Below are 15198 nucleotides of genomic sequence, written 5' to 3'. Positions count from 1 at the left end.
GCCATGCAGCAGCGCCGAGGGCTCACCCCGTACAGGCCCGAAGGCCAATCACCTCACCCAAACGCCAACTTGTCGTTCCACCCCGACCCGATAACCGTCTTCACCGGAGCGTTCGTGTTAGTAGTCGACGGGTGGTACACGGACATATGCCCGTCAGCCGCAAACCGAGCCCAAATATCCGGCACCCCATCCCCGTTGATATCCGGAACCCCAATGGCCGAATTCACATTGGCCTCAGTCCAGCTGGTCCCGAACGCCTCGTCCCCGTTAACGGCGTTGGCCGCCAACATCAACGAGTTGAGATCAACGCTCCCCGCCCCCGCAGCCCCCACCTTCCCCCGCCGCAGATACATGCTCCCGTTGTCCAGGTTCCGCCAAAGCAGGTCCGCCACCCCGTCCTTGTTCATATCCGCGAGGTTGACGATGTCCCGGCGGGCCCACGCGTCAGCGTTCATCAACGTCGCCGTCTGGACAGTGCCGCCCGTGTACCCGGACAGCACCCAGAACCCCGCAGCCGTTCGAAGCACCAGGTCGGGCAGCTTGTCGCCCGTAATATCACCCAACGCCTTCAGCTGAGTCCAAGTAGAAGGAGTCGGCGCATTCGACGGCAAACGGATCTTCATCCTCTGCCCCACATCGAACGAGCCGTACCCATCCCCCGGATACAGCCAGAAGCCGCCGTCCGGAGTCCGGGCGAACAAATCCGTCGTGCCATCACCCGGGTACGTGTCCTGGTAATGCGCGATCAGCGCCGCCTTGTTACCCAGCGTCGACGCCGCGTCGTACCAGTGGCCCGGCGGGTTCAGGGTCACCGTGCCGTTGGCGCCCCTGCTGTACGACGAGATCAGTGAGCCGTACAGCTCGCCGTCCGGCTTCTGGCCCGCGTATGTCCGCAGGGCGCCCGCCGCGTCGATGACCATCAGGTCGGGGGTGCCGTCGCCGCCTGTGTCGCCGGGGGTGTCGGCGTTCTCCTTCGGGGGGACGTACGTCGTGTAGTCCGTGCGCACGCTCGGGTTGCCCAGGCTGTCGTAGGCGTACACCTGGAGGGTGTTCGGGCCGGCGTTCAGCGGTTGCAGGTCCGGGACCGTGGCGAGCCCGTTCGCGTCGGCGTTGACCGACTTCGGGCTGACCCCGCCCCACGCGTACTGGAATCGCACCGCACCCGGTGACTCGAACGTGATCGGGCCGGTCGTGCCGAAGTTGACCTTCGCCCAGGTGGTGCCGCTCGAAGTCGCCTCCAGGAACACGTCGCTCGTGACCTCGGGCTGGGACGGGCCGCTCGGGTCCACGGTGATGCGGCAGGGCTCGGTGCCCGGCGGGTAGTTGGTGGACGTCGCGCCCGCCAGGTCCTCGCCCATGGCGTCCCAGCTGAACGTGGTGTTGGTCGTGATGTCCTTCAGGCGGGCGTCCGTCACCGGGATGGTCAGCGACGAGGTGCCGCCCGACGCGCCGATGGTGACGTACGTGCCGGCGGGGACCGTGCCGCCGGTCTTCCAGAAGCGGAAGCGGACCTTGCTCATGTTGTTGTCGGGGTCCTTGGCGGTCACCGACAGCGTGATGTTGGTCTTGCCGACGGTCATGCCCGCGCCCGGTCCGGGTGTGCAGGCGCCGCCGGGCTTCGAGGTGCCCTTTGTGGGCTCGGACGGCGGGCGGTTGTAGACGGCCTCGATGGTCGCCGAGGTCGCCCTGAACTTGCGCCAGGTCTGGGTGTCCGACTCGCTGGTGGCCCGCATGCCGAGGGTGACGGTCGAGTGGCCCTTGTCCGTGGCGTACTGGGCGGCGTCCTTCACATTGAAGGCCTCGTAGTCGTCCGGGCAGGAGGACGCCGACCAGCCGTGGGCGAAGGACCTGCGCTGGAGTTCGTCGGACCAGCTGGGCTGTGCGTTCCAGGTCGTGCCCGACGAGATCGAGCCGGTGCGCCAGATCTGGAACTCTCGGTTGGTGCACGACCAGGAGTGGTTGTTGAGCACCTTGAAGGTGGCGCTGGTGATGTCCGCGCCCTTGATGCTGCTGGACCAGTCCATGCGCCAGAAGGAGCGGGCGGTGCCGCCGGTGTCGTCCTCGTGGCCGACGCGGGCGTCGGAGGTGCCGGAGGAGAAGTTGGTGCCGTTGAAGAAGCTGGTGCTGGGGTACGGCTTGTAGGCCACCGTCCACGCGTCCCAGCCGGGGTTCAGGGGCGGGTCGACGTACAGGGGGTACGTGACGCCCTTGCGGTCGGCCAGTCCTGTGGCGGCGAAGCCGAGCTTCAGGCCGGCGGCACCCGTGTTCTCGCCGTCCAGGGTGATCGGCAGCGGCGCGGAGTTGGCGCCCGGCTCGATGCCGGTCAGGCCCGACAGCTTCAGCACGTCGGCCGGGGTGGCGACCGACGTACGGTTCGGGGTGCCCGGGGGCAGTTCGGGGTCACGGCCGCTCGAGTCCCACGCGAACGGCGTCGGGATCGAGCCGACCTCCTTGTTCGTTTTGTCCAGGACCTGGACCCTGCTGGCCTTGCGGTCCTGCCGGAACACGGCGGTGTCGGAGCGCAGCCCGTACGTGACGGTCTTCAGCGCCTCCTGCCGTGCGGCCTCGGGGGTCTTGACGATGAGGACCTGTGCCATGCCGCCCTCTTCGCGGGCCACCAGCAGCAGGTCCACGCCGGGCAGCACCTCGGAGTAGAGGGCGCGCGGTCCGTCCAGCACCGGCTCGGGCAGGGCGCCCGGCCAGGTGTACGCGACGGTGTGCTCGCCCAGCTCCACCTCGGCGAGGATCGTCTCGCCGGGTGTCCGACCCAGCATTCCGTCCCGGGCGAACGAGCGGTCGGCGCGCGCCTTTTGGGCGGTGCCGCTCGCGAAGCGGACCGGGACGACGGGGTTCGCGGGGGCGACGCCGAGTCCGCGTGGGGCCTCGGCGGTCCGCTTGAGCTTGTTGTCGACGGGGGCCCACTTGCCCTCGGCGTTCTTCGCCCGGGTCGGCGCTGCCGTGATCCGGGTCTTGAACTGTCCGTCGGGCAGTGCCCAGGTCAGCGCGGTGGCCGTGGTCGCCGTGTCGACGAGCACCTGCTTGCCGGTGCGCCTGGCCTGGGCCATCGCGGTGACCTCGTCACGCGGGCCGGTCGAGGCGCGGGTGACGTCGGTGGTGGTGCCTCCGGCACCGGTCGGCGGGGTGCCGTCGTCCGGCTGCCACCACGGCAGCAGGGCAGCGGTCAGGGCGGCCAGCACTAGGCCGAGGGTCAGGGACAGCCGTGTGCGTGTGCGCACGAAGGGGCTGAGAAATCGGGGCGGCGCGGTCACGGCGGTCTACTCCCGTGGGAACCAAGCGGATTGAGGACAGCACAAGCAGCCCCGTTCGGCAGGCCGCGGGGCAGGAGGCGGGCACACGATCACACACTCGCCATAGCACGTCCACATTTTAATTAGTTAAGGATTTGTTATGAAAATACTAAGCCGATGTGGCGGTGTGGCAGTTGTGTCCGGTTCGGGGCTTTTTGGATGCCGCATTGATGCCGATCAGGTGATTCACCCGCTCCACCCCATGAGTCACCGACGGGATGGTCTGATGCGTTTCACCCCGTGACCCAGATCACCCAGCAAGGCTTTTCGGCCCATTGGCCGATCTTGAATTGCGCGGCGGACATGACACAGAGTGCGCACGCACGCGTCTGAGCCGGACGTGTGTTTTTGGTGAATTACCAGGTGGGGGTCGACGCGGATGCGTGCTTCAGGTCGCCTGTCATGGCTGGGGCCGATACACCCAGTCCTGACAGACTCACAGAGACGGCGTCGGCGGCGAAACCGCACGGCGACCGTTCTTCTGTTGTCCTCGGTTCTTACGGTGACCAGCCTGGGCGGGGAGGCGCTCGCCGTCCCCGGCCCCGACATGAGCCGTGAGAAGTCGATCGCCGAGGTCGACCTCCCGGACCTGCCGGAGGCCACCGAGGTCGACGGCGACGAGGCCGCGGACAAGACCCTCACCCTGGCTCCGCAGAACCCGGTCGTCCCGTACACCCCCGACGCCATCGCGCCGTGGACCTCCGGGACCGGCAGCGCGACCCTCTCCGCGGCCGACGCGCCCGGCACCACCAAGCCGGTCAGCAACAACCTGCCCGTCGCCATCGGCGTCCCGGCGGGCGGCGACGCCGCCGACCTGGCCGGCAACTGGACCGTGGGCGTGGCCCCGCAGACCACCTCGCAGGACGCGGGCGTCTCCGGCATCGTCATGAAGCTGACCCCGCCGGCCACGGTCGACCCGGCCGCCGAGGTCGCGATCAGCATCGACACCACGGGCTTCGCCGACCTCTACGGACCGCAGGCCGCCGACCGCTTCGGTCTGATGCTGCTGCCCGACTGCGTCTACTCCTCGCCCAACGAGGGCGACTGCGCCGACGCCGGCGGTGTGACCACGATGTCCCTCCCCCAGGGGGACAAGGACGTCAGGAACGGCAAGGAGAACTTCCAGCGGCTGCGCAGCACGGTGAAGACCGTGGCGGCCAAGGACGCGCCCACCAACACCACGACGGCCAGGAACGCCAAGACCCGCAAGATCCTCGGCGGCAACATCCCGGTCGCCGGCCTCGTCGGCGAGGGCTTCGTCCCCGCCAAGGCAACACAGGCCTCGCAGGCCTCCTACCGGGACGGCGTCCAGCCCGCGGTCTCCGCGAACGGCGGCGGCACCGTCGGCGGTCTCGACACCGGCTCGTCGGTGTCCGGTGACTTCACGGCCTCGCCGCTGCTGTCCTCCGGCTCCTGGTCGTCGGGCTCGTCCTCGGGTGCCTTCACGTACTCGTACCAGGCGCAGGTCCCGGAGACCGCCGGCGGTCTGATGCCGAAGGTCAACCTGGCGTACTCCTCGCAGTCCGTGGACGGCCGTACGTCCTCGACGAACAACCAGGCCTCGTGGATCGGCGACGGCTGGGACTACAACGCGGGTTCCATCACCCGTACGTACGCCAACTGCCGTCAGGACTCCAAGAAGGCGGGCTCCAACAACTCCACGCACCGCACCGCGGACCTCTGCTGGGGCTCGGAGAACGCCACCCTCTCCCTCGGCGGCATGACCACCGAGCTGGTGTGGGACGAGACCAAGAGCAAGTGGTTCACGGCCAACGGCGACGGCTCCACCGTCGAGCTGGTCAAGGGCGAGGCCACCGGCAACGGCGCCCGGGACGGCGAGTACTGGGTCGTCACCACCAAGGACGGCATCAAGTACCACTTCGGCAAGAACAAGCTCCCGGGCTGGTCCGACCGCGGCACCGCCGCCGACGACCCGACCACCAACTCGGTGCTGACGGTCCCGGTCTACGGCAACCACTCCGGCGAGGACTGCTACAAGGGCCCGACGACCACCGACTGGACCAACTCCTACTGCACGCAGGGCTGGCGCTGGGGTCTCGACTACGTCGAGGACGTCCACGGCAACGCGATGTCGCTGTGGTGGAAGAAGGACCAGAACCACTACGCCCGGAACTTCAACTTCAAGGACCCGGTCGTCTACGACCGCGACGGCTGGCTCGACCACATCGACTACGGCCAGCGCAGCAACACCATCTACACGGAGACCGCCCCGGCCCGGGTCGGCTTCTCGGTGGAGGAGCGCTGCTACACCGTCGACGACGTCACCTGCTCCGAGGCCAACTTCACGTCCAAGGACCCGCGCAACTACCGGCCCTGGTTCGACACCCCGGCCGACCTGCGCTGCGCGTCCGGCAAGAAGTGCTGGAACGCGGGCCCGACCTTCTGGACCCGTAAACGCCTCGACAAGATCACGACCTCGGCCCAGCGCCGTACCGACACCGCGGCCCGTCAGGTCGTCGACGAGTACCAGCTGAAGCAGAGCTTCGCCAAGCTGAAGACGGGCCCGAACACCGCCCTGTGGCTGGAGTCCGTGCAGCGCACCGGCTACGGCCGCAACGGCACCACCGACGCGAAGGTCACCCTCAACTCGGTGCGGTTCGAGTCCAACGCGGAGGACATGCCCAACCGCGTCAAGGCGGTCAACGCGCACCGTCCCGGCTTCTCCCGGCTCCGTATCACCCGTGTGATCAACGAGTACGGCGGCGAGACCATCGTCCGCTACAAGCCGATCGAGGGCGACTGCCTCACCGGCAACCTGCCGCTGCTCGACCAGCAGTCCGGCGAGACCCGTGCCCAGGCCATGGCCCGGCTGCAGGGCCAGCTGAAGGGCAACAACCGCCTCTGCTACCCGTCCTTCTGGAACCCCGACGCCGAGGTCGAGGACATCGACTGGTTCCACAAGTACGTCGTGGACACCGTCGAGGAACTGCCGAACATCGACGGCAACTTCACCACCAGGACCGAGTACAAGTACAAGAACCCGGCCTGGAAGCTCGCCGAGGCCGAGTTCACCAAGAAGTCCCAGCGCACCTACTCGCAGTTCGCGGGCGTCGAGCAGACCACGGTCCTGACGGGCCCGGTCAACGACGAGGGCACCGCGGACACCGCCGGCCAGCGCTCCAAGGCCGTCACCCGCTACTTCCGCGGCCTCGGCGACACCGTGTCCGTGAAGGACATCACGGGCGCCGAGATAGCCAAGGACGAGGAGCCGTTCGCAGGCCGGATAGCGGAGGAGCTGAGCTACACCGACTCCACGAAGGCCGACTCCGACTGGCTGACCCGCTCGATCACCAAGCCCGCAGCCACCGAACTGGCCAAGCGCGACCGTGAGGACGGCCTGACCCCGCTGCGGGCCTGGCGGGTCACGGAGCCCGAGGAGATCGCGTACACGAAGTCGTCGGGCACCAACTCGGACGACACGCGCACGGTGCGCTCGGTGAAGACGACGACGTCGTACGACGGGACGTACGGGCTGCCGACGCAGGTGGAGTCGTCGGGCGACACCGGGAAGTCCGGTGACGAGTCCTGCACCAAGTCCGAGTACGTGCACCAGACCGGCAGGAACCTGATCGGTCTCAGCAAGCAGGTCCTCGTCTCGCCGACCACCTGCGCGAGCGCGAACTGGAGCGACCTCACGACGCTGAGCGGCGTCACCCGCACCGCGTACGACGGCGGGGCCTACGGCGCGGCGCTGTCGGGCTCGACCCGCGGTCTGGCCACCGAGTCGTGGTCGCTGAACGGCACCGGCACCGGGTTCCTGACCAACGGCACCGTGGGCTTCGACGAGGTCGGCCGGGTCGTCCGGCAGACCGACCCGGACGAGCTGGCCAAGCCGGTCCCGAAGGCGTCGACGACCACGTACGCCTCCGTGGGCCCGGCCACCGGCCAGGTCTTCAAGGTCACCTACACCAACGTGCTCGGCCACAGCCAGATCATGGACCTGGAGCCGGGCCGCTCCGTCACCGTCAAGACGACCGACGCCAACAGCCTCGTCAGCGAGGCCGTGTACGACCCGCTGGGCCGACTGTCCGAGGCCTGGGCCCCGGGCCGCACCCCGTCGGCGTCGTCGGTGCCGGACCTCCGCGCGGTCTACACCGTGCCGCCGGAGGAGACCGACCCGGACGACCCGAACATCAAGATCCGCAAGCCTCCGTACGTCACCACCTACACGCGGGGCTACGAGAACCGGGTCGAGACCTCCGTCACCCTCTACGACGGCCTGGGCCGCGAGCGGCAGACGCAGGAGGAGGCCGACGGCGACTCCGGCTGGCTGATCACCGACACGCTGTACAACAGCTCCGGTGACGTCTACCAGACCAACAACGCCTACCTGACCCAGGAGGCGAAGCCGGGCGAGCTGTTCACCCCGCTCTCGGACATCGCCGTCCCCAACATCACGCGCTACACCTACGACGGTCTCGGCCGCGTGACGCAGGAGACGCCGTACCTCAAGTGGCTGGACCCGATCACCAAGGAGTCGTTCTCCAAGGCGTACGAGGACCGGGCCACCAAGTACGAGTACGGCGAGGACTGGTCGAAGGTCGTCAACCCGAAGGGTGACTCCTCCTACCGCGTCTACACCGACGCGACGGGCCGGACCGTCCGCACGGACACCTTCAACCCCGCGGCGCCCGGTGGCTTCACCTCGACGCGCTACGCGTACGACGCCAAGGGCCAGTTGGAGAAGGCGACCGCCTCGGCCGACCCGACGCACCCGTGGAGCTGGACGTACGACCACCGCGGCCGGACGGACTCGACCACCGACCCGGACACGGGCACCACCCGTACCGAGTACGACTCCCGCGACCGCGTCCTGACGACCACCAACGCCCGTGGCGTGAAGATCTGGAACGCCTACGACGAACTGTCCCGGCCGAAGCAGCAGCGGCTGACCGACGTCAACGGCACCCTGCTCGCGAACTTCACGTACGACTCCGCCACGGGCGGCAAGGGCATGCCCGCCACCGCCACCCGCTACACGGACGGACTGGGGTACACCCAGACGGTCAGCGGCTACACCAAGGACTACCAGCCGACCGCGACCACCCTGTCCCTGCCGCAGTCGATCGCCGACACCTGGGGCCTGAAGAAGGACTACAACTACTCCTACTCCTACTCGGACACCGGCGCCTTGGAGGACACCACCCTTCCCGAGATCGGCAAGTTCGGCGCCGAGAAGCTCGTCGTCCGCTACAACAAGGACGGCAAGCCGCTCTCCATTTCCGGCAAGGACTGGTACGGCTCCGAGACGGCCTACTCGCCGTACGGCCAGGTCCTCCGCTCGACCCTGGGCGCCCAGCCCTACCGGGTGTGGACGCAGAGTTCGTACGACGAGAGCAGCGGCGAGCTGCAGGAGCAGGCGGTCTACCGGGAGAAGGCCGACGCGAGCATCGTCGGCGGCAACCTGGTCTCGAACCGCGCCTACGGCTACGACCCGGCCGGCAACATCACCTCCGTCGAGGAGCGGGCCGTCGGGATCGAGGAGCGCCAGTGCTTCGTGTATGACCCGGTGGGTCAGCTGAAGTCCGCCTGGACCGCCAAGGACCCTGCGGCCGAGTGCGCCGCTCCGAAGAAGGCCGACGGCACGCTCGACGTCGCCGCGGGCAAGGACGGCTCCGGCTACTGGCAGGAGTACGAGTACGACCTGCTCGGCAACCGCACGAGGCTGACGGAGAAGGACCTCGCCGGGAACACCGCCAAGGACGCGGTCACCGACTACGCCTACGGCAAGAACGCCGCCAAGGACCAGCCGCACACCCTCACCAAGGTCACGAAGAAGTTCACGACCCCGGCGGGCGCCCAGGTCACGGCCGAGGCCCAGCGGCTCTACGAGCTGACGGGCGAGACCAGGTCGATCACCTCGGCCGACAACGGCGACAAGCAGGAACTGACCTGGACCCCGGACGGCAAGATCGACCGGATCACCGGCCAGGGCAGCGGAGGCAGGACCCCGTACGTGGGTCTCGGCCAGAAGTGCCTCGACCTCAAGTCCGGTCTCGCGGCCGCGGGCCAGCCGATCCAGCTGTACCAGTGCAACACCACGGTGGCGCAGAACTGGCACTTCCAGCCGGTCCCGGGCTCGACGCAGACCCCCCAGCCGAATCCCGACCTCGGCACCCTGGAGGTCTACGACACCTGGTGCGTCCAGCCCGCCGCCAACACCGCGGGCTCGGCGGTCCAGCTGCAGAAGTGCAACGGCACCAGCGCCCAGCACCTGAAGCGCAACGCGTCCGGTCAGCTCGTCCACGTCGACTCCACCCTGTGCCTCGCGGTCCAGGGCGCGGCGAACGTGAACGCCACCGCGATCGTGCTGGCCACCTGCGACGCGGCCCAGGCCGCCCAGCAGTGGCTGCCGCAGAACGACACCCGGCACATCTACGGGCCCAACGGCCAGCGGCTGCTGACCATCCAGGGCAAGCAGGCGACCCTGCTGCTGGACGAGGCCTCGGTCACCGTCCAGGCGGGCGGGGTCCTGGTCAACACCCAGCGCACCTACGCCGCCCCCGGCGGTCAGGTGATGCGCTACGCGAGCGGCACCGGCTCCGACGTCCTGGTCGCCCAGACCACGGACCACCAGAGCAGTGTCTACACCGAGGTCGCGCTCAACGGCACCATGCCCGTCCGGGTGCGCAAGCAGGACCCGTTCGGCAACCAGCGCGGCGCCGCGACCACGGCGCAGAACCTCCAGAGCCACAAGGGGTTCACGGGCCAGACCCGGGACGACGCCTCCGGCTTCCAGCCGCTCGGCGCCCGTCTGTACGACCCGGTGGTCGGACGCTTCCTGTCCGCCGACCCGGTGCTCGACCTGAACGACCCGCAGCAGACCAACGGCTACACGTACGCGCACAACAACCCGGTGACGTACGACGACCCGAGCGGTCTGGCGATCTCCCTGACCGCCTCGGAGAAGGCCGCGGCCCTCGCCGGTGCGGGGCTGTCCGCGGCGCAGGTCGCCCAGGCGCAGGCCACCATGGGCAAGTCGCTGTCCTCGGTGATCCTCGCGATCGCCTGGGAGACGCTGAAGGACTTCATCGGCATCAACGACGCCATGGCCTGCTTCGGCGGTGACATGTGGTCGTGCGGCAGCATCATCCTGGACGCCATTCCCTGGACGAAGCTGGGCAAGATCCCGTCGGTCCTCAAGGCGATCAACCGCACCATCAACGCCATCCAGGCCTTCAAGGCCGCGAAGAAGGCCGCCGAGGCCGTTCTGAAGGCGGCCAAGGCCGCGGAGGCGGCGGCGCTGCGGGCCAAGAAGGCTGCCATCGAGAAGGCGAAGCGGGAGGCCGCGCAGAGAGCCAAGAAGAAGGCTGCCGAGGCCGCCAGGAGAAAGGCCGACGAGGCGGCCGCGGCGAAGCGGAAGACGGGCAACCCCGTCCAGAAGCAGGCCCAGGCCAAGGCTGCGCCCAAGTCCTCCTCCCACGCCGGCAAGAGCGGCGGCGGAGGCGGCGGGAAGAGCGGCGGCAAGTCCGGCGGCTCCACCCGCAGCAGCGGTGGTACGAGCGGTGGCGGCGGTTCCGGCAGGGCCGACGGTGGCGGCGGCTCCTGCCCGATCAACAACAGCTTCGTGCCCGGCACGAAGGTACTGATGGCGGACGGCTCCACCAAGCCGATCGAGAAGGTCAGGGCCGGCGACAAGGTGGTCGCGACCGACCCGAGGACCGGGGAGACCCGGATCGAGACGGTCACCGCCGAGATCAAGGGCCAGGGCCTGAAGCACCTCGTCACCGTCACCGTCGACATCGACGGCGGGGCGGGAACGAGGACCGCCGAGATCACGGCGACCGACGGGCACCCCTTCTGGGTCCCCGAAGCCGGAGAGGCCGGCGCGTGGATCGAGGCCACCGACCTCACCTCCGGTCAGTGGCTGCGGACCAGCGCGGGCAGCTACGTCCAGATCAGCTCGATCGAGCGCTGGACGGCCCAGGGCGCCACCGTCCACAACCTGACCGTCTCGAACGTCCACACGTACTACGTCGTGGCGGCGGGTGCCTCGGCCCTCGTCCACAACTGTGGTCCGAGCCGGGGCAACGAGGGCGACGGGCTGACGCCGGAGAGCCCCGCGTTCGACGGCGATCCGTACAGCGAGGCGGCGCGCGACGCGCGCAGTGAAGCGTGGAACGCGCACTTCGCCAACTACGAGGACCTGACGAGGCAGCTCGACAGACTCGCCCGCGAGGTGGCCAACAATCCGGGTGCCCGGCAGCGGGTGAACGCCAGCGGTCCGGACATCTTCAGGAACGACGGCAACGCACGGGGCTGGGCAAGCTGGGTGAACTCGCCCATCTTCGACGGCGAGAACATCGGTCTCCCGGCGAACAACCAGCTGCGCGTGATGCTGAATGTGCAGACCGGTGAAGTGGCGTGGTTCCCGCTCAAGAACGGGGTCCACGACTACAACAGACCGACGCTCTACCATTACGGGCGTCGTAGCTGAGCAGCCGAGCGGGCGGGCCGTCCGAAAGGACGGCCCGCCCGCTCGTTTTGCAGAAGAAGGCCAGAAGAAGAAAGCCAGAAGAGGGGAGGTACCTGAATGGACGTGGCGCAGGAGGCGCTGGACAAGCTCTCCGCCGCCGGGCTCGTCTTCCGCGAGGTCATGGGGACGCGGGGGGAACTGCCGCCCGTCAACGTCGCCAGCTACATGGGGAACCTGGACTCCGAGAGCGGTCGGCACGGATTCGTGCTCGCCCATGACGAGAAGGACCTGGGACGCCGTTTCGACCAGGAGTGGGAGCGGCTGGCCCGCGACAGCGGACTCTTCTCCCCGGGTCCGGACGGCCGACCCGAGTTCCTGCTCGGCGTCGACATCGCGCAGGACCACTCGGAGGACGGCGAGGAGCAGGTCTGGCGCTGGGTCCGCGTCGCGCTCGGCGACGGATGGGACATCGCGGGAGCCGGCTGCGAGAACGGGATCCTGGGCGCGGGTGCCGACAACCCGGCCTTCGTCATGATGTCGCTGGACGCGGATGTCGTCGTGAAGGGCGCCTACTACCAGGACGGCATCGGCGCGAGCGCCCTCCGGCATCCCGGCCGCGTTCCCGAACTGCACGCCCACGCCCGCCGTATCGCCTTCGAGTTCGACTGGCTGGAGGACGAGGTACGGGAGTGGGCGGGGCGGTGGGTCACGTACGTGACCGATGGGGAGCTCTGAGGGGGCAGACGAGTCGGGCTGTATGCCGGGGAGTGGTGCGTGTGCGTGGACGAGTGCTGAAGCATTTCCGTGGTTGTCAGTGGGAGGCCCTAGGGTCGTTCCCACGAGGCACGACCGCATCAACTGCCAAGGGGGGACAAGGATGCAGGCGAAGGAGACCCTGTTCGCCGATCTCGTTCAGGGGAGGGCCCAGCAGTTCCAGGTGCCGCTCTATCAACGGACGTATTCCTGGACGGAGAAGCAACTCAGACAGTTATGGAGCGACATCCTGGAGCAGGCCGAGCTGATCGAGCGCGGGGAGAAGGCGAACACGCACTTCCTGGGGTCCGTCGTGCTGGCGCCGTCGCCGCAGAACGATGCGACGTTCCCTCGCTGGCTCGTCGTCGACGGCCAGCAGAGGCTGACCACGCTCTCGCTCGCCCTGGCCGCGATCCGCGATCACATCAGGGACGCCAAGCCGGGCGATGCCGAGCGCATCGATGAGCAATACCTGATCAACAAGTGGAAGACCGGCAGCGACCACTTCCGGCTGCTGCCCACTCAAGCGGACCGGCCACAGTTCGCCGCTCACGTCCGCGGCCCGCTCACGGAACAGGCCGCCGGCGGTGGTGTCGCCGCGGCCTACACCTACTTCCGCCGCAAGCTGGTCGAGGCAGCCGATCCCGCCGCCCCGCAGGACGTGTTCCGCATCGAGGAGGCCATCACTTCCCGGCTGACGCTGGTGGCGGTGACCGCCGAGCGCGGCGACAACGTGCACCGCATCTTCGAGTCCCTCAACAACACCGGGCTCAAGCTCAGCCAAGCGGACCTGCTGCGCAACTACCTGTTCATGAAGCTGCACACCCGCGGTGAACACGTCTACGAGACCTACTGGCTGCCGCTGCAGGACAGCCTGAGCAACGAAGAGCTGGAACAGCTCATGTGGCTGCAACTGGTCCTCGACGGCGACGACCGGGTGCGCCGCCAGGACCTGTACGCGGCCCAGCAGCAGCGCTTCGAGCGCGGCGGGGCGAGCGAGGAGGAAATCGAGGCGTACATCAGGGAGTTGCACCGCCGTGCCACTCTTTTCCGCCGGCTGCTCCACCCCGGCGAGGAACCGGACACAACGGTCCGCGCCCATCTGCACCGCCTGGACACCTGGCAGGCCCAGGCCACCTACCCCGCGCTGATGCTGCTGCTCGACCGGCGCGAGCGCGGAGAGCTCGACTCCTCGGACACCGCCCGTGCGATGTCGTACGTCGAGAGCTTCCTGGTGCGCCGGATGATCTGCCGAGTGCCACCGAACAACCTCAACAGGATCTTCCAAGCCGTCCCCGGGCAGCTACCTCTCGACGTGCCCGTCGCCGACGGGTTGCACCAACTGCTCTCCGCTGACAACCGGTTCTGGCCCGACGACGACGAGCTGCGCGAGAAGATCCAGAAGGCGCCCTTCTACCAGTTCGGACGCTCACCGCAGCGCAAGATGGTGCTGCAGCGGCTGGAGGAGAGCTATGAGCATCCCGAGCCGGTGGACTTCGCCGCCGCGCAGCTCACCATCGAGCACGTCATGCCGCAGTCGCCCGGTGACGAGTGGCTGCGCATGCTGGGCGAGGACGTGGCCGACGGAGAGAACGCGAAGGACCTGCACTCCCGTTTGCAGCACACCCTCGGGAACCTGACGCTCACCGCGGTCAATTCGGAGCTCTCGAACCACCCCTTCGAGCGCAAGCAAGGCCTGCTGCAAGGCAGCCACCTGGAGATGAACCGCCGCATCGCCGCGACCGAGCGCTGGGCCGCGAAGGAGATCCTCGCTCGCGCCGACGAACTCACCGACCGCGCGGTGGCGTTGTGGCCGGCTCCCCTGCGCGGAGTCGGCCGAGCGGAGCGCAGCCGGGACTGGCACCTGGCCCACCAGGCGCTCGCGGCACTCCCCCACGGCACCTGGACGTCCTACGGCGACCTCGCCGCGTTCCTCGGCTCCGGCGCCCAGGCGGTGGGCAACCACCTGGCCGGCACACCGGGGGTGGCCAACGCGTACCGGGTGCTCACCTCGGAGGGCAAGGTCTCCGCGGGCTTCAGCTGGACCTCCGAGGACGAGGAGGGCGACGTCCGTTCCCGGCTGACCGCCGCCGGCGTCGCATTCACCGTGACCGGAGCCGCCGATCCCGCCCAGCGCCTCACCGCCGACGATCTCGCCCTGCTGGTCACCGAGGACGACGACCAGACCGAGGGCTCGGACACCGCCCAGGGCATACCGAGCGACCGGGACGAGGAGACACGCGCCGACCGGTTCTTCCGCCAGCTCGCAGCGGACGACTCCCCCGAGACGGTCGAGGCGGTACGCGCGCTCTTCGCCCGCTGGGAGGAACTCGGCGGCTGGATCGGACACGGAGCGGGCCAGGTCACGACCAGCGCCTTCCTCATGCTCGGGGAGGCGGGCGCGCCGGGCCGGGGCATCTGGCCGCTGACGCTCTATCCGGGCGGCGGGCGCGGTGGCACAGCGGAGGTGGTGTTCCAGCACCTGGCCGCACGAGAACCGTTCACCGACCGGCCCCTGCGCGCTGAATTCCTCAGGCGGCTCAACGGACTGGAGAGTGTCGACATCCCGGAGGGCAAGCTGGAGCTGCGCCCCGGCTTCCGTCTGTCGCTGCTGGAGAAGGACCGCGATCGAGAGCTGCTCGCCGAGACTCTGGCGTGGTTCCGGGACCGCTGGGAGCGCCGGGACGCCGCCTGAGCTGT

The 15198-nt window shown here is 68.7% G+C and carries 4 protein-coding genes; 3 read left to right on the top strand and 1 reads right to left on the bottom strand.

Features of this window, described 5'->3' with window-relative positions; all coding sequences use genetic code 11:
- Positions 1-53: 53 nt before the first annotated feature.
- Positions 54-3269 (bottom strand): DNRLRE domain-containing protein, encoded by a 3216-nt coding sequence (locus ACFYXF_RS21110; protein ID WP_389351149.1) that lies wholly within the window; start codon positions 3267-3269, stop codon positions 54-56.
- 586 nt (positions 3270-3855) lie between these two features.
- Here ACFYXF_RS21110 and ACFYXF_RS21105 point away from each other — a divergent pair.
- The 3 genes from ACFYXF_RS21105 (at position 3856) to ACFYXF_RS21095 (ending at position 15193) form a co-directional block, all read left to right on the top strand.
- Complete coding sequence (locus ACFYXF_RS21105) at positions 3856-11766, top strand: ricin-type beta-trefoil lectin domain protein (protein WP_389351244.1); 7911 nt, start codon at positions 3856-3858, stop codon at positions 11764-11766.
- Between the two features lie 96 nt (positions 11767-11862).
- The gene (locus ACFYXF_RS21100; RefSeq protein WP_389351147.1) at positions 11863-12480 is read left to right on the top strand and encodes a hypothetical protein; all 618 of its coding nucleotides are present in this window, start codon (positions 11863-11865) and stop codon (positions 12478-12480) included.
- A 142-nt stretch (positions 12481-12622) separates the two neighbouring features.
- Positions 12623-15193 (top strand): DUF262 domain-containing protein, encoded by a 2571-nt coding sequence (locus tag ACFYXF_RS21095; protein ID WP_389351145.1) that lies wholly within the window; start codon positions 12623-12625, stop codon positions 15191-15193.
- The last annotated feature ends 5 nt before the right edge of the window (positions 15194-15198 follow it).

This window comes from Streptomyces sp. NPDC002680, assembly GCF_042889145.1.
GTDB lineage: Bacteria > Actinomycetota > Actinomycetes > Streptomycetales > Streptomycetaceae > Streptomyces > Streptomyces adonidis.
This window is presented reverse-complemented; position numbering and strand designations above follow the sequence as displayed.

Bases quoted from the DNA above. Each gene is read 5' to 3' on its own strand.
- ACFYXF_RS21105 (WP_389351244.1), top strand. From the start codon at position 3,856: ATGAGCCGTGAGAAGTCGATCGCCGAGGTCGACCTCCCGGACCTGCCG.
- ACFYXF_RS21100 (WP_389351147.1), top strand. From the start codon at position 11,863: ATGGACGTGGCGCAGGAGGCGCTGGACAAGCTCTCCGCCGCCGGGCTC.
- ACFYXF_RS21095 (WP_389351145.1), top strand. From the start codon at position 12,623: ATGCAGGCGAAGGAGACCCTGTTCGCCGATCTCGTTCAGGGGAGGGCC.